This is a genomic window from Pseudaeromonas pectinilytica (assembly GCF_054780855.1).
Window position 1 is genome coordinate 1 of the sequence record NZ_BAAGVN010000341.1, and the last position, 16,954, is coordinate 16,954.

Genomic DNA, 16,954 nt, shown 5'->3' on the forward strand with positions numbered 1-16,954 from the left:
AGCATCATCCATGGTGCGTGGCAGGAAATAACAGAGAAGTTGGAGTGGGCAATGGTGTATTTATCCAAAAACGGCAAAAAGAGCAGGCAGAGAAAATCCAAGCAGAACAACACGTTAGACGGTGTTATTAATTCGCTTGCCGCTTAAGGTTCTGTACATGAGACATATATCCATCAGAGTTTATGGTTCATAAATAAAGTCTGATTTTTGATAGCGCAGGCGGGATTAACAAGGCGCTATCGTCAAGAGGAGTATTCATCCGCCCATGGTTGCCTGTATGTATCAGCAAGATGCAAGCACCTACCACGAGTGACTGAAAATCAGCAAAAGCGCATTGAAATTAAAATATTAAGGTCGAGTTAGTCAATGAAATATTTCAATATAAACAATAGGTTAGTATTTATTTTTAGATGCAATAACTCGACATTGCCCACTATGGGGAAATGGCTTGAATTAATCACTCATAGTTGCTGATATAACCATATGGTTATTCATCGAGCCTGCCAATAGCTAGCAGAATATAATTTCTTGAATTATTGAATAATAAATAAGCCTCCTGGCTGATTATTTATATTTTGTTCCATTTCATCCCGATGGGATGCGCTATTTCCTATTTCTCCGTGCGGGGTTCGAACCGGTGTGGTTCCCGCCGGGTGTTGAGGAGCGTGCAGCGCCGGGGCAACCTGGCGCCGACACGCCGTAAATCCGTCCATGGAGGCTCGACGGCATCATCCCTGATGCCGACGGTCGGCTTATCGGTTATCCCCGCCGCCACATTCCTGTTCAGTGAACGGACCCAGAGGTGGGGCGGGAGCAGGAATTACCACTTCACCATCACATGACGGGCACAGGTGTACTCTTCCAGCCCGTACATCGACATATCCTTGCCATAGCCGGATTGCTTCATGCCGCCGTGGGGCATCTCCGTGGTCAGCATGAAGTGGGTGTTGATCCAGGTGCAGCCATACTGCAGGGCGGCTGCACCGGCCATCGCCTTGCTGACATCCTGAGTCCAGATGGAGGAGGCGAGGCCATATTCGGAGTCGTTGGCAAAGGCGATGGCCTGCTCGAAATCATCGACCGGGGTGATGGAAACCACAGGGCCAAACAGCTCTTTTTGCACGATTTCATCGCTCTGCCGGGCGCCGGCGATCAACGTCGGCTCATAGAAGTAGCCAGGACCTGCTCCCAGCTGGCCGCCGGTGACGATCTCGATATGGGATTGCGCCCGAGCGCGGTCGACAAAATCGGCGACCCGATCCCGGTGCGCGCCATAAATCAGCGGTCCCAGCTCTGTGGTCGGGTCATCCTGCAGACCCATCTTCAGGCTGCTGACAGCGCTGCCCAGATCGGCCACCAGCTTGTCGTAGATCCCCTTCTGGGCGTAGATGCGGCAGGCGGCGGTGCAGTCTTGCCCGGCATTGTAGAAGCCGAAGGTGCGAATGCCAGCGACCACTTCGTCGAGGTTGGCATCATTCAGCACTATGACCGGCGCCTTGCCGCCCAACTCCATATGGGTGCGCTTCATGGTCTGGGAGGCAATCTCGACCAGCTTCTTGCCGGTGGCGATGGAGCCTGTGAGGGAGACCATGCGTACGCGCGGATGGCTGACCAGCGGCATGCCCACCTCACCGCCGCGACCATGGACTATGTTGACCACCCCAGGTGGCAGCAGCTCGGCCAGTACCTCGCCCAGTGCCAGCGTGGTGAGCGGGGTGATCTCCGAAGGTTTGATCACCACTGTATTACCGGCGGCCAGCGCTGGCCCCAGCTTCCAGGCCGCCATCATCAGCGGGTAGTTCCAGGGCGCTATGGAGGCGATTACACCCAGCGGGTCGCGGCGGATCATCGAGGTGAAGCCGGGCAGATACTCACCGGCGGCCGAGCCGCCGAGGCAGCGGCAGGCACCGGCGAAGAAGCGGAAGGTGTCGGCGATGGCCGGGATCTCGTCATTCAGCGCGGCGCTGAACGGCTTGCCGCAGTTGAGGGATTCCAAGCGGGCAAACTGTTCGCCCTTGGCCTCGATGGCATCGGCGATGGCCAGCAGCCGGGCGGCACGCTCCCGTGGCGGGGTCGCGGCCCAGGCGGGGAAGGCGGCATCGGCGGCCGCCACGGCGGCCAGCACCTGCTCCGGGCTGGCTTCGGCGATGGCGATGAGCTCGCCGCCGGTCGAGGGGTTCATCACCGGCAGCGGAGTGCCCGCGCCCGGAATCAATTGGCCGTTGATCAGTAGTTTGGTCTGCATGGTGTCGCTCCTGCTCTGCATAAAGGTCGGGGTGGCTGGCGTGCATCCAGAGGCGGCTACTTGCCGCTGCCCGCCACCGAGTCGGTATCTTTCGTTAAATAATAGGCGCCTAAAATCGGTAGCACGGTCGCCAGCATCACCAAGAGCGCCACCACGTTGGTGACCGGCACATCCCGGGGCCGCGTCAGCTGTCCCAGCAACCAGATGGGCAGCGTCTTCTCGTGCCCGGCGGTGAAGGTGGTGACAATGATTTCGTCAAACGACAGGGCGAAGGCCAGCATGCCGCCCGCCAGCAGGGCGGTGGCAATGTTCGGCAGGACCAGATAGCGGAAGGTCTGCCAGCCATCGGCGCCCAAGTCCATCGAGGCCTCGATCAGCGTCAGGCTGGTGCGGCGGAAGCGGGCTATGACGTTGTTGAACACCACCACCACGCAGAAGGTGGCGTGGCTGACCACCAGGGTCAGCATGCCGGGCTCGATCCCCAACTGCTTGAAGCTGGCCAGCAGCGCCAAGCCGGTGATGATGCCGGGCAGGGCGATGGGCAGTACCAGCAGCATGGAGATGCCGTCGCGACCGAAGAAGCTATGCCGCCAGATGGCCAGTGCCGCCAGCGTGCCGAGGATCATCGCCAACAGGGTGGCCAGAGCCGCGACCTGCAAGGAGAGGCCGATGGCGGCCAGCACATCCGGTCGGCTCAGCGCCATGCCGAACCACTTCAGGGTGAAGCCCTGCAGTGGAAAGCTGAACGCTGCGCTCTCGGTATTGAAGGCGTACAGGGCGATGACCAGCAGCGGCAGATGCAGCAGGGCCAATCCGCACCAGGCCAGCAGTTTCAACAGGGGTGAGGCGCCGTTGTTAGAGTGCATTGAAGGCCCCCAGTCGTTTGGCAAACCACAGATAGAGCATGATGATCAGCAAGGGCACCAGGGTGAAAGCGGCTGCCAGTGGCATATTGCCGACCGCGCCCTGCTGGGTGTAGACCATGGTGCCGATGAAGAGTCCGGATGGGCCTATGAGCGTGGGGATGATGTAATCCCCCAGCGTCAGGCAGAAGGTGAAGATGGAGCCTGCCACCACACCGGGAAATGCCAGCGGCAGCAGCACGGTCGTCAGCACCTGACGGGGGCGAGCGCCCAGATCGCTGGCCGCTTGCAGCAGGCTGGGAGAGATGCGCTCCAGCGCTGCCTGGATCGGCAGTATCATGAACGGCAGCCAGATGTAGCTGAACACTAAAAAGCGTCCGAGGTGCGAGGTGGCTAGGGTATTGCCGCCAATCGGCGTGGTCAGCAGTAGATCCAGCACAGGTTGCAAGCCGACCGCCTGCAACAGCCACTGCAGCAGACCGCCCTTGGCCAGGATCACGCTCCAGGCGTAGGCCTTGACGATATAGCTGGCCCACATCGGCAGCATGACGCCGATGTAGAACAGCGCCTTGATGCGCGGTGAGGCATAGAGCGCCATATACAGGGCGATGGGGAAGGCCATCAAGGCATCGGCGACCGTTACCGCCGCCGCCATGGTCACGGTGCGCAGCACTATGTCCACATTGCCGGGGTTGAGCAGCTGCCGGTAGTTGTCGAGGGTCCAGTCGGGGAGTACCGACATGGTGAAGTCATCGAAGGTGTAGAAGCTCTGGGCCAGCAGGGTGGCCAGCGATCCCAGATAGAGCACCCCGAACCAGCCGAGGGGCAGTGCCAGCCAGAGCAACAGCGTGGCTCTGGGGTGCAGATAGCACCAGCTGGCGGCCCGGCGCATCAGGCCGGGGGATGGCAGGGCGGCGGCTGTCATGGCTGGGCTCCGTCTGCGATCTGGGTGGCGATATCGGCCGCGAGGGGCACCATGGCACTGCGTGACCAGCCTGCTCCCAGCCGGGTGCCGATCTCCGGGAACTCGGACTCTTCACCTTCCCGATGGGGCAGGTGAATGGCCAACTGTTGTCCCTGGCCCAGATCCAGTTCGAAGCGGCTGTAGGCGCCGTGATAGTGAATATGCTTGAGCTTGCCCTCGACCTGAACTTCGTGACTACCCCAGGCCGGGATGAGCTGCACATGCTCCGGTCGTATCGCAAACGGTACGGCATCACCGGAGAGCTTGGTGGCCAGCTCGCCTTCGATGACGTTGGATGAGCCGACGAAGCGGGCGACAAACGGTGTCTGCGGGCGGGAGTAGAGCTGACGGGGCGAGTCGAGTTGCTCGATCCGTCCCTTGTTGAACACCGCGACCCGATCCGACATCGACAGCGCTTCGCTCTGATCGTGGGTCACATAGACGAAGGTAATGCCCAGATGACGGTGCAGGCGTTTGAGCTCGGACTGCATCTGCTCCCGCAGCTTCAGATCCAGCGCGCCCAGTGGTTCATCCAGCAGCAACACCTTGGGTTTATTGACCAAGGCGCGCGCCAGTGCCACCCGTTGCCGTTGGCCGCCGGAGAGCTGGGATGGCTTGCGTTGACCCAAGCCTCCCAGCGCCACCAGCTCCAGCGCCTCCTCGGCGCGGGCCATGCGATCACCACGGCCGACGCCCTTCACCTTGAGGCCATAGGCGATGTTCTCCCAGACATTCAGGTGCGGGAACAGGGCGTAATCCTGAAACACGGTATTCACATCCCGCTGATAGGGCGGTAAGCCGCTGGCGTCGATGCCGCCCAGATAAACGGCACCCAGATCCGGTTGTTCAAACCCCGCCATCAGCCGCAGGCAGCTGGTTTTGCCGGAGCCTGACGGCCCCAGCATGGAGAAAAACTCACCCGGTTCGATACGCAACGAGACCTGATCCACGGCCTTGACCGAGCCATAGATCCGACTGACGGCGGAGAATTCAACGGCAAAACTCATAAAGCCTCCTCGGATCAACGACCGCCCATGATGGCGATGTAATCCTGCACCCAGCGGCTATAAGGTACACAGCTGCCTTGGGCACATTTGGCTTGCGGGGTCTTCCAGAAGGCGATCTTGTCGAAGTTATCCAGACCGTTGGTCTTGCACCCCTCGGCACCTAACAGGCTGGAGGCGCTGCAAGCCGCCGGCACAGAAGGTACTGAGCCGAACCAGGCGGCGACATCGCCCTGCACCTTGGGGGTCAGTGACCAGTTCAGCCATTGGTAGGCACAGACCGGATGAGCGGCCTCGGCATGCAGCATGGTGCTATCGGCCCAGCCGGTGGCACCTTCTACCGGAATGGTGGAGGCGATGGGCTGTTTCTCGGCCTGCAGGGCATTAACCTGGAAGGGCCAGGCACCGGAGGCGACCACCCCTTCATTCTTGAAGTCGCTCATCTGTACGTTGTAGTCGTGCCAGTAGCGGTGGACCAGGGGATGCTGGCCGCGCACCAGCTCCAGCACGGCCGCGTACTGGGCTTCGTTCAGCTCGTAGGGATCCGTGATGCCCAGTTCCGGCTTGGCGTGTTTCAAGTAAAGAGCGCCATCGGCCAGATAGATGGCACCATCATAAGCCTGGACCCGGCCCTGGTTCGGTTTGCCATCCGGCAGGTTCTGGGCGCTGAACAGCACGCCCCAGCTGGTGGGCGCTTCCTTGAAGACATTGGTGTTATACATCAGCACGTTGGGTCCCCACTGGTAGGGGGCGCCATAGTGCTCGCCCTTGACGGTATGCCAGGGGGCATCCAGCAGGCGAGGGTCGATATTCTTCCAGTTCGGGATCAGGGCGGTATTGATCGCTTGTACCCGCTTGCCATAGATGAGACGCAAGGAGGCATCGCCCGAGGCGGTGACCAGGTCATACCCCCCCTTGGCCATCAGGGCCACCATTTCATCGGAGGTGGCGGCGGTCTTCACCCGCACCTCGCAGCCGCTCTCCTTCTCGAATTGCGTGACCCAGTCATACTGCTTGTCGCTCTCGCCGCGCTCGATATAGCCGGGCCAGGCGATGATATCGACCACGCCTTCCGATTTGCCGAGGCTTTGCAGCGGCGCGGCGCTGGCCGAGGTGGCGGCGACAATGGCCAGCGCCAGCAGGGAGTGGGTAACAGCAGACGATAGGGTAGAAGGTGTCATAGCGTACTCTCCGAAAGGGGCCGGATACTCCGGCGTATCACGCTCATCCTGAGCGGGTATCGAACAGAGCTATACAAGGGCTGTGCCACTCCAGCGTGACGGGGCAGAACTCAGCCGCCATGCGGTCTGCACCGGATTGGGGCTGAGGGGGGGCTTGCACTTAAATGGCGCAAGCGGCGGTGAACGGGGAGTCATTGTGGCGCTGGCGGGGTATGGAAATAGCACAAGAAAAAAGCCAGTCCGCAGAGGGACTGGCTTGGATGACGCGAGTGGCAGGTTTAATGGTCAGCCAGGGCCTTGTGGGGCAGGCTTTCATCAAACACTTCGAGCGGTTTGTGATTTTCACCCAGGTAGGTGTAGATCACCGGCAGCACGAACAGCGTAAACAGGGTGCCGATGGAGAGACCGGCGACTATGACCAGACCAATGCCGAAACGGCTGATGGCACCAGCACCGCTGGCCCCCATCAAGGGGATGAGGCCCGCGACCATGGCGGCCGTGGTCATCAGGATCGGCCGCAGACGGATGCGGGTGGCATGCTTCACCGCCTCCATCTTGGAGAGACCGCGCTTGAGCTGCTCCTCCTTGGTTACCTCACAGATCAGGATCCCGTGTTTGGTAATCAGACCCACGAGCGTGATGAGACCGACCTGGGTGTAGATGTTCATGGTCGACAAGCCCCAGGCCATGGCGATCAAGGCGCCACAAATAGCCAGCGGCACCGAGACCAGGATCACCAGCGGATCCCGCACACTCTCGAACTGCGAAGCCAGTACCAGGAAGATGACGAACAGCGCCAGGGCGAAGGTGCCCATCAGGGCATTCCCTTCGGTGACATACTGCCGCGCTTCACCCATGTAGTTGTGCTGGTAGCCCAGAGGCAGCTGCGGGGTGATCTCTTGTTCGAAGAAGTTCACCGCATCGCCCATCGACACACCAGGGGTGGGGACCACACCGATAGTGGCCGAGTTCAGCTGACTGAAGGTCGGCAGTGAGCGAGGTTCGGTGACCAGCTCGACATTGACCAGGTTCCCCAGCGGCACTGCTGTGCCATCGGCGGCCCGCACATAGTAGCGCTTGAGTGACTCCGGGTTGAGACGGTACTTGCGCTCGACCTGCGGAATAACCTCGTAGCTGCGGCCGTTCAAGTCGATGCGGTTGACATAGCCATCGCTCATGAAGGTACTCAGCGTGACGCCGATATCCTGCATGGTGATGCCGTAGGCACCCGCCTTGTCCCGATTGACGGTAATGCGCATGGTGGCCGAGTCATAGGCCAGATCCAGCTCCGAATAGATGAATTTCGGATTGGCTTGCACCTTCTTCAACATCTCGTCGGCGACCTGGAACAGGCTCTCGAAGTTGTTCGGCGTGGTGATGACATATTGCAGTGGCAGACCACCACCGGCACCTGGCAGCTCCGGGAACTGGAACGAGCTGACCGTCATCTCCGGGATGTTCTGCATATCGGCGTTGGTGCGCTCCATGACTTGCTTGAGCGGTGGACGCTGACTCCAGGGTTTCATGACCGCGATGCCCATGCCCAGATTCGAGCTCGGGATACCGGCAAACGACAGGCTGGTGGCCATAGCCGGATCCTTGCTCAAACGGGTGGTCACTTCACTCATGCTGTTCTGGATGTAGTCCAGGTTGGCGGTATTGGGCGCTCTGGCCATCATCATGTAGGCACCCTTATCTTCGGAGGGCGCCAACTCGGCCGGAATGAAGGTGAACAGCACCGGCAAGGAGGCGAAGACGATGACCGCAAACGCGATCACCACGGGTCTGCGCTCCATCACCGCATCCAGGGCCCGGGCGTAAGCATTGGTGATCCGCTCGAAGGTCGTTTCCACGCCGCGCTCGAAGGCATTCGGGTTGGTATGGGCCTTGAGCATCTTCGAGCACATCATGGGCGACAGGGTCAGGGCGATGACGCCGGAGACGAACACCGAACCCGCCAGGGTGAGGGCAAACTCCTTGAACAGGGAGCCGGTCACCCCGCCCATCAGCGCAATCGGTGCATACACAGCCGCTAGCGTGATGGTCATGGAAATAACCGGCAGCGCGATTTCCCGGGTGCCGATAATGGCGGCCCGGAACGGCTCTTCACCGGCCTTGATATGCCGATCGACGTTTTCCACCACGACGATGGCGTCATCCACCACCAGACCGATGGCCAGCACCATGGCCAGCAGTGTCATCAGGTTGATGGTGAAGCCGAACATCTGCATCAGCATCACCACGCCGATGAGCGACAAGGGGATGGTGATGATGGGGATCACCACGGCGCGGAACGAACCGAGGAACAGAGTGATGACGATGAGAACGATCACCCCGGCTTCGGCGATGGTTTTCACCACTTCGTCGATGGATTCATTGATCGCTTCGGTGGAGTCATACAGCATCTCCATCTTGATGGTGGAGGGCAGGTTACGCTGCAACTCCGGCATCATATCGACCACTTTGGCGGCAATCTCCAGCGGGTTGGCGGTCGGCGATGGATCCAGGGCGACGACTACGGCTTCCTTACCATTGGCCATGGCCCGGTAGGTGTCGTGGTTCTTCTCCAGGCTGACCTTGGCGATATCCCGCAGCCGCACCACCGCCTTATCGCGGCTGGCGACGATCAGCTTCTCCAGATCGGCGACGTTGTCGACCTGGGTATTGGCATCGGCGTTATACAGCATGTAATAGCCGGTCACCTGACCCGGTGAGGACTGGTAGTTGTTGGACTGCAACACCGACATCACTTCGCTGGCGGTCAGGTTGTAGGCCGCCATCCGCTCCGGATCCAGCCAGATGCGCAGGGCAAACTCGGTCCCGCCATACAGGTTGACCTTGGCGACCCCGCCCACGGTGAAGAGTTGCGGCTTGATAACCCGCTCCAGATAGTCGGTGATCTGGGAGGCGTTCAACTCATCACTGGAGAAGGAGATATACATGATCGAGGTGCTGGAGCCGGTGGACATATCCAGGCTCGGATCTTCCGACTCTTTGGGCAACTGGGAGCGCACCGAGTTGACCTTGGCCAAGACATCGGACAGGGCCGCGTTCGGATCAGTGTTGAGCTTCATGTTCACCGTGATGGTGGAGGAGCCCAACTGACTCTTCGAGGTCATGTAATCGATGTTGTCGGCCTGGGCAATCGCCTGTTCCAGAGGTTGGGTGATAAAGCCCTGGATCAGGTTGGCACTGGCCCCGTAGTAGCTGGTCGTAACCGTGATCACCGTATTGGTGATCTTCGGGTATTCCCGGACCTGCATCCCCTTCAGCGCCTGCAGACCGAGTAACACGATCAGCAGGCTGATGGAGAGGGCAAGAACCGGGCGACGAATGAAAATGTCAGTAAATTTCATGGCCTGCTCCGTTACAGCATCGGGGTCGTATCCGGCTTATTCAGCAGCGAATCTTCAATAATTTTCACGTGGCTGTCATTGGAAAGGCGAACTTGACCGGCGGTGACCACCTGGTCTCCGGCCTTGAGGCCGTCCAGAATATGGGCCACCTCTTCCTTACGCTCGCCGACCTTGACCACCACCTGCTTGGCGACCAGAACCGGCTTGCCTTCGGCATCCACGAGGGGTTGCCCCTTGTCATCCTTACCCTCTGCTACCACAAAGACGGTCTGGCCGTAGAGAGTGAAGTTGATGGCGGTTTGCGGAATCGCAATCTGCGCTGGCTCAACCGGCAACTGCACCTGGACCTTGGCAAACATGCCGGAGCGCAGCAGGCTGTCGGAATTCGGGATCGAGGCCTGTACCTGAACCACACCGGATTGGGCACTGACCGCCGGCTCTATGGCATTGACCGCGCCCTGGAACGGCTGTTGCGGATAGGCATCGACGAAGATATGCAGGGTTTGGCCGATCTTCAGTTTGGAGATCTCGGTCTGCGGGATGGTGAAGCGGATCTTCATCACGCTGGTATCTTCCAGGCGAACGATTTGCGAACCGGCTTCCAGGTATTGCCCCAGATAGGCGTTACGAATACCGACCTGACCGGAGAAGGGAGCCCGGATATACATGCGGTCTATGGTCGCTTGCAGGGATTCAATTTGTCCGGCGAGCTGCAGGTAATCGGCTTCGGCGTCATCCAGATTACCTTTGGAGATGGTCCCCTTGGCATACAGGCTGCGCATCCGGTCCAGATTGGCCTTGGTGGCGGGCATGCGGCCTTGGGAGGCCTTGAGGTTGGCTTCTTCGACGGAGGCATCCAGACTGATCAGCAGATCGTCACTCTTGACCTGTTGCCCGGATTCGAACTTGATGGCCTTGACCTTGCCGGCGGTTTCATTGCTGATATCCAGCCCCTGATTGGGCTCCACAAAACCGATTGCCTCTATGGTCGGGGTCCAGTCTACCGGCTTGACCGGCTGCACCGAGACCGGGAAGGTCGGGATCGGCATGTTGGCAAAATATTGCGCCATCATGTGATTCTTAAACAGGTTGAAGCCAATCACGCTACCGAATATCAGCAGGGCGATCAGCAGCATCACGGCTGTCCACTTTTTCATTCTTTGCTCCCAGGTTGGTCCAATGGTTCGGCCAGGATGGCTTTCCAACTCGCCGCGGCCATTTGCTCTTTTAGTGCATCGGTTAGTTCAAAATCGTAAAACTTGTGTTCATGCATGGCGCATTGCACCGTCGCCAGACTCAATGCGGCCAATAGGCAGGTAGGAATAGCACGAAATAGGCCACTGTCGATGCCGGATTGATAAAAATCATCCAGCGGTTGCCAGCGCACCTGGGCCCACACCTTGTCTTCTGCGGTTAGAAACGGAGACCGTTCATAAAGATCCTTGAACAGAATGACATGATTATGACTCTGGATCCCTGAACTGGCATTCAACCACAGGCGGCGATAAGTGCCGAAATTGACCTCGGTCAGCTGCACCCCGTGGAACAACTTTTCGACCATCATCTCGACCGACATCCGGTACAGCTGATGGATCAGCTGCTCCTTGCCTTGAAAATAGCGATACAGAGAGCCTGCCGCTATCCCCACCCGGTCGGCAATCATCTGCACTGAGGTGCCGTGAAACCCCTGTTCGATAAAGAGTTCCAGAGCGCCTTGCATGATTTGTTCACGCTTACTCATGATAACGACAGTCCTTGGGTTGAAGAATGAACCCTGGCTGAATGAACGTTCATTCATGCCGTCATTCTAGATTTGATTGGCATAGAGTCAATCGGTCTGACGATTAAAATGTAGCCGCCTGCTGTCGTTATCTATGGGTTATCCAGCGCTGGGCGTAGGAAAAATGTTGGATTTTCACCCGCTTCAATCAAAAAATAGCCGAACAGAGTTTTTTTTTGAAAAATGCTGGACAACCCAGGACCTGATTCGTACTATTCCCACCCGTTCCAATGACGAGCGCCCGTAGCTCAGCTGGATAGAGCGCTGCCCTCCGGAGGCAGAGGCCACAGGTTCGAATCCTGTCGGGCGCACCATGTTGTGTTCGCAGTGATTTTTCACTACGGGATGCAAACATTGGACAGCAGTGGTGGCTGTAGCTCAGTTGGTAGAGTCCAGGATTGTGATTCCTGTTGTCGTGGGTTCGAGCCCCATCAGCCACCCCACTTCACTCAGTGTAAAGAGTATTATGTGCGAAGGTGGCGGAATTGGTAGACGCGCTAGCTTCAGGTGTTAGTGCCTTCGGGTGTGAGGGTTCGAGTCCCTCCTTTCGCACCAAGTTAAACGTGAGTTGATGTGTGTCGACTGACGAAAAGAAAACGGTGATTAGCGCAGTCTGGTAGCGCATCTGGTTTGGGACCAGAGGGTCAGAGGTTCGAATCCTCTATCACCGACCATCTTAAAGAAAACCCCGCTTCGGCGGGGTTTTTGCTTTGGGCTGAAAACAGATCTGCCGCTGTGATGCGACTCGCGGCCACCCACTTAACCCGGCAACCGACACTCAAAGACAAGGCTATGTCCCAGTTATGCGTTGAGAAGTCCAGCTCATGGGTGAGATGGAGTCCGTACGAGCGCAGACACGTCGTAAATACTTCCTTGTAGACTCGATGACGGCATCCCTGCCGCCAACGGTCTGCTTTTCGTCCAGACTCCATCCCTCTTCATGTCCAACACATAATTGGGACATAGCCAAAAACAAGGGGCTGTCCACTGGACAGCCCCTTGTTCGGTTCACGGCTCTTGTTACTCGGCTTGCCAGCCACCGCCGACTGCCTTGAACAGACTGATCTGGTTACTCAGCTGTGCCAGTCGGGTCGATACCAGCGCCTGTTGGGCACTGAACAAGGATCGTTGGGCATCCAGTCGGGTCAGGTAGCTATCGACGCCCTGAGCATAGCGATGTTCGGCTAGCTCAAAGTAACGTTGGTTCGCCTTCACCAATTCCTGCTGGGCTTCCCACTGCTGCTGATAGTACTCCTGGCTGCCGAGGGTATCGGCCACTTCCTTGAAGGCAGTCTGGATACTCTTCTCGTAGGTTGCGACGGCCTGTTTCTCGCTGACTTCCGCGACATCCAGATCCGCCACCCGCTTGCCGCCATCGAACAACGGTAGATTCAGCTGCGGAATAAACGACCAGGTGCCGGTACCGCCATCAAACAGATGCCCCAACTCGTTGCTTGCCGTGCCCGCGGTGGCGGTCAGGGTAATGGTCGGGAAGAAGGCCGCTCTGGCAGCACCAATATTGGCATTTGCCGCTTTCAGGCTGTGTTCGGCGGCCAGAATATCCGGTCGTTGCTGCAGCAGACTGGAAGGGGCTCCAACCGGAATGGGTGCAAAGTTCACCTCTGCCAAGATGGTCGGCAAATTCAGGCTACTGGGCAGGCTGGTGCCCAGCAGCAGGGTCAGGGCATTGCGGTCCTGATGTACCTGACGCTGGTATTGGGCGGTGCTGACGCGGGCACTTTCCAACGTGGTCCGACTTTGCGCCAATTCCATGTCGGAGGCGGCACCGAGTTCGAACTTCTTCTGCGTCAGCTGATAGCTTTCTTGCTCGGTATCGAGTGTGGATTGGCTCAGCGTCAGCAACTCCTGATCGGCCACCAGGGTCAGATAAGCGGATGCCACCGAGGACACCAGGGAGATCTGGGTGCTGCGCTGGGTTTCGATTTGAGCCAGATGGGTTTCCAGAGCCTGATCTTTCAGGCTTTGTACCCGTCCGAACAGATCCAGCTCGTAGGCAGTGATCCCCACCTCGGCACTGTGCTGGGAACTGATCTGCTCTGCGCCGGTACCGTTCAAGTCGCCAGAGGTTTGCTGGCGACTGCTACTGGCGCCAACCGCCAGCGTTGGCAATTGGGCCGCACGCTGGATACGGTATTGCGCCTCGTAGCTCTGTACATTCAGGGCTGCCAGCCGCAGATCGCGGTTGTTCTCCAGCGCGCTGCGGATCAGGCTCTGCAGCGTGGGATCGCTGAATTGCTGCTGCCAGCCGAGGTTGGTTTTGGCGTCGCTGCTGACCTGCCAGGAGGCGCCTTGCGGCACCTCGGGTCTCTGATAGTCCGGCGCCATCGAGCAACCGGCGAGTAACAAGCCAATGGTGATGGCCAGAAACGACTTAGTCATGGCGAGTCTCCTCTACAGCCAGGGCATCACGTTCATGACGTGGTCGGTATTTGGTGAAATAACGCATGATCAGGACGAAGAACAAGGGCACGAAGAAGATCGCCAGAATGGTGGCACTGATCATACCGCCGATTACCCCGGTGCCGATGGCCACCCGGCTGCCCGCACCGGCGCCGGCACTGATGGCCAGCGGCAATACGCCGAGGATAAAGGCCAGTGAGGTCATCAGGATCGGGCGCAGACGCAGACGCGCAGCCTCGATCACCGACTCACTCAAGCCCTTGCCTTGGTCATAGAGCTCTTTGGCAAACTCGACGATCAGGATGGCGTTCTTCGCCGAGAGCCCTATGGTGGTTAGCAGGCCGACCTGGAAGTAGACGTCGTTCTCCAGCCCGCGCATGGTGGCGGCAAGAATCGCACCCAGTACCCCGAGCGGCACGACCAGCATGACCGAGAAGGGGACGCTCCAGCTTTCATAGAGTGCGGCCAGGGACAGGAACACCACCAGCAACGAAATGGCGTACAGCGCGGGTGCTTGTGAGCCTGCTTGTCGCTCCTGGAACGACAGCCCGGTCCACTCGATACCGATACCATCCGGCAGTTGCTTGACGATCTCCTCGATGGCCGCCATGGCATCACCGGTACTCTTGCCCGGAGCCGCTTCCCCGACGATTTCCATCGCCGGAACGCCGTTATAACGCTCCAGACGGGGCGAGCCGAAACTCCACTCGGTACTGGCGAAGGCCGAGAAGGGCACCATGTTCCCTTCGCTGTTCCGCACATACCAGAGGTTCAGATCTTCCGGGTTCATCCGGTAGGGGGCATCGGCTTGCAGGTAGACCTTCTTGACCCGGTTCCGATCGACGAAATCATCGACGTAGGAGGAGCCCCAGGCGGTGGAGAGCGTGCTGTTGATATCACTGACGCTCAGGCCCTGAGCCATGGCTTTGTCGTAGTCAATCTTGACGTCAAACTGCGGCGCATCTTCCATGCCGTTCGGGCGTACCCGTACCAGATTCGGATTCTGCGCCGCCATGCCCAGCAACTGGTTGCGGGCTTCCATCAATTTCTCGTGACCGACGCCGCCCCGATCCTGCAGGTAGAAGTCGAAACCGGTCGCTGTCCCGAGTTCGGGGATCGACGGCAGGTTAAAGGCGAAGACCTGGGCTTCCTTGATGCTGAACAGGAAACCCATGGCGCGGCCGATAATGGCATTCGCACTGCGATCCGGAGTATTCCGCTCATCCCAGCTCTTCAACTTCAGAAACGCCATACCACTATTCTGACCGCGGCCGGCGAAGCTGAAGCCAGAAACCGTCAGCACCGAATCGACGTTGTCTTTCTCGTTCTGCAGGAAGTAATTGCGCATCTGACCGAGTACCTTTTCGGTCCGCTCTTTGGTGGCACCGACCGGGAGTTGGACCATAGACATGATGACCCCCTGATCCTCTTCCGGCAGGAATGAGGTCGGCAAACGCGTGAACAGCACCGCCAGCACCGCCAGCATGGCCACATAGATGATGCTGTAGCGAGCCCCTTGACGAACAACCTTGCCAACCCGGCTCTGATAGCGATTGGCGCTGCTATCGAACATGCGGTTGAACCAGCCGAAGAAGCCGCGCTTGGCACCAAACTCGCCGTGCTTGATCGGCTTGAGAATGGTGGCGCACAGCGCGGGGGTCAGGATCAACGCCACCAGCACCGACAACACCATGGCCGAGACTATGGTCAGCGAGAACTGGCGGTAGATGGCGCCGGTGGAGCCGCCGAAGAACGCCATCGGCACAAATACCGCGGATAACACCAGGGCAATACCCACCAGGGCGCCAGTGATCTGGGTCATCGACTTGCGAGTGGCCTCCAGTGGGGAGAGGTCCTCTTCGCTCATCAGACGCTCGACGTTTTCCACCACGACTATGGCGTCATCCACCAGCAAGCCGATGGCCAGCACCAGGCCGAACATGGTCAGGGTATTGATGGAGAAACCGAAGGCCGCCATGACCCCGAAGGTGCCGAGCAGGACCACGGGCACGGCGATGGTCGGGATCAGGGTGGCGCGGAAGTTCTGCAAGAACAGATACATGACGAAGAACACCAGGATGATGGCTTCGAACAGGGTCTGGGCAACTTCCTCGATCGAGATCTTGACGAAGGGCGTAGTGTCGTAGGGATAGACGACTTCCATGTTGTCCGGGAAGTAGGGTTTCAGCTCATCGATCTTGGTGCGGATTTTTTCCGCGGTATCCAGAGCATTGGCCCCTGTGGCCAGCTTGACCGCAAATGCTGCGGTCGCCTGGCCATTGTAGCTGGCCTCGGCATCGAAGTTTTCACCCGCTAGTTCGATGCGCGCCACATCCTTGAGCCGGACCTTGGAGCCATCTTGCTTCACGCGCAACAGCACGTTGCCGAACTGCTCCGGAGTGGAGAGGCGGCTTTGTCCCATGATGGTGGCGGTAAACTGTTGGTCGCTGACCGCCGGGGTCCCCCCCAGTTTGCCGAGCGCGATCTGGGCGTTTTGGGCTGTGATGGCGCTTTGGATATCGGAAGGGGTCAGCTGATAGCTGTTGAGCTTGTGCGGATCCAGCCAGACGCGCATGGCGTATTGGCTACCGAACAGCTGGATTTCCCCGACGCCATCCAGACGGCTGACCGGCTCCTTGATGTTGGAGACCACGTAGTCGGCTAGGTCGTCGTTGCCCATCTTACCATCGGTGGAGATGAAGCCGACCACCATCAGGAAGCTACTACTGGTCTTCTGCACCTTGATCCCCTGCTGCTGCACGATTTGTGGCAGTTGGGTGGTGGCTTGTTGCAGCTTGTTCTGCACCTGAACCTGGGCAATATCCGGATCCGTACCCGGCATGAAGGTCAGCGTGATCGAAACGTTCCCGGATGAGTCACTCTGCGCCGACATATAGAGCAGGTGATCCAGACCGGTCATGTTCTGTTCTATGACCTGGGTGACGGAGTCTTCGACCGTTTTAGCCGAGGCACCTGGATAGGAGGCCGAAATACCGACGGCGGGCGGCGCTATGGTTGGGTATTGGGCGATCGGCAGCTTCATGATGGACAAGCCACCAGCAAGCATGATCACCAAGGCGATTACCCAGGCAAAAATGGGTCTATCTATGAAAAAACGGGCCATGAGGCGACTACTCCAT

At 58.8% G+C, this 16,954-nt stretch carries 10 protein-coding genes, 4 tRNA genes and 1 pseudogene; 5 read left to right on the forward strand and 10 right to left on the reverse strand.

Annotated features, from left to right (window positions below; all coding sequences use genetic code 11):
• A pseudogene (locus tag ACYVG7_RS16020) lies at positions 1–147 on the forward strand (IS4 family transposase); the annotation flags it as partial.
• A 673-nt stretch (positions 148–820) separates the two neighbouring features.
• Here the strand turns inward: ACYVG7_RS16020 and ACYVG7_RS16025 are convergent.
• From ACYVG7_RS16025 to ACYVG7_RS16060, 8 genes are all read right to left on the reverse strand, one after another.
• Positions 821–2,245: a gamma-aminobutyraldehyde dehydrogenase gene (locus ACYVG7_RS16025; RefSeq protein WP_460884097.1), complete on the reverse strand. Its 1,425-nt coding sequence runs from the start codon at positions 2,243–2,245 to the stop codon at positions 821–823.
• Positions 2,246–2,301: 56 nt separating this feature from the next.
• Positions 2,302–3,111: an ABC transporter permease gene (locus ACYVG7_RS16030; protein ID WP_460884098.1), complete on the reverse strand. Its 810-nt coding sequence runs from the start codon at positions 3,109–3,111 to the stop codon at positions 2,302–2,304.
• Positions 3,101–4,033, reverse strand: coding sequence for an ABC transporter permease (locus tag ACYVG7_RS16035; RefSeq protein WP_460884099.1), 933 nt, complete (start codon positions 4,031–4,033; stop codon positions 3,101–3,103). The genes ACYVG7_RS16030 and ACYVG7_RS16035 overlap by 11 nt, the downstream gene beginning before the upstream one ends.
• Positions 4,030–5,079, reverse strand: coding sequence for an ABC transporter ATP-binding protein (locus ACYVG7_RS16040; RefSeq protein WP_460884100.1), 1,050 nt, complete (start codon positions 5,077–5,079; stop codon positions 4,030–4,032). The genes ACYVG7_RS16035 and ACYVG7_RS16040 overlap by 4 nt, the downstream gene beginning before the upstream one ends.
• A gap of 14 nt (positions 5,080–5,093) precedes the next feature.
• Complete coding sequence (locus ACYVG7_RS16045; protein ID WP_460884101.1) at positions 5,094–6,257, reverse strand: ABC transporter substrate-binding protein; 1,164 nt, start codon at positions 6,255–6,257, stop codon at positions 5,094–5,096.
• 278 nt (positions 6,258–6,535) lie between these two features.
• Positions 6,536–9,613 carry a multidrug efflux RND transporter permease subunit gene (locus tag ACYVG7_RS16050; protein WP_460884102.1) on the reverse strand — a complete coding sequence of 1,026 codons (3,078 nt, stop codon included), beginning with the start codon at positions 9,611–9,613 and terminating at the stop codon, positions 6,536–6,538.
• A gap of 11 nt (positions 9,614–9,624) precedes the next feature.
• Positions 9,625–10,770 (reverse strand): efflux RND transporter periplasmic adaptor subunit, encoded by a 1,146-nt coding sequence (locus ACYVG7_RS16055; RefSeq protein WP_460884103.1) that lies wholly within the window; start codon positions 10,768–10,770, stop codon positions 9,625–9,627.
• Positions 10,767–11,354, reverse strand: a complete 588-nt coding sequence (locus tag ACYVG7_RS16060; RefSeq protein ID WP_460884104.1) for a TetR/AcrR family transcriptional regulator — start codon at positions 11,352–11,354, stop codon at positions 10,767–10,769. Before ACYVG7_RS16060 ends, ACYVG7_RS16055 begins: the two co-directional genes overlap by 4 nt.
• Positions 11,355–11,630: 276 nt before the next feature.
• On the opposite strand from ACYVG7_RS16060, the gene ACYVG7_RS16065 reads away from it, so the two are divergent.
• The 4 genes from ACYVG7_RS16065 (at position 11,631) to ACYVG7_RS16080 (ending at position 12,067) form a co-directional block, all read left to right on the forward strand.
• Positions 11,631–11,707 (forward strand) — tRNA-Arg (locus tag ACYVG7_RS16065).
• 53 nt (positions 11,708–11,760) lie between these two features.
• Positions 11,761–11,836: transfer RNA gene (locus ACYVG7_RS16070), tRNA-His, on the forward strand.
• Between the two features lie 27 nt (positions 11,837–11,863).
• A tRNA-Leu gene (locus tag ACYVG7_RS16075) sits at positions 11,864–11,948 on the forward strand.
• 42 nt (positions 11,949–11,990) lie between these two features.
• A tRNA-Pro gene (locus ACYVG7_RS16080) sits at positions 11,991–12,067 on the forward strand.
• 346 nt (positions 12,068–12,413) lie between these two features.
• Here ACYVG7_RS16080 and ACYVG7_RS16085 read toward each other — a convergent pair.
• Positions 12,414–13,793: an efflux transporter outer membrane subunit gene (locus ACYVG7_RS16085; protein ID WP_460884105.1), complete on the reverse strand. Its 1,380-nt coding sequence runs from the start codon at positions 13,791–13,793 to the stop codon at positions 12,414–12,416.
• Positions 13,786–16,938, reverse strand: coding sequence for an efflux RND transporter permease subunit (locus ACYVG7_RS16090; RefSeq protein ID WP_460884106.1), 3,153 nt, complete (start codon positions 16,936–16,938; stop codon positions 13,786–13,788). The genes ACYVG7_RS16085 and ACYVG7_RS16090 overlap by 8 nt, the downstream gene beginning before the upstream one ends.
• Between the last annotated feature and the right edge of the window lie 16 nt (positions 16,939–16,954).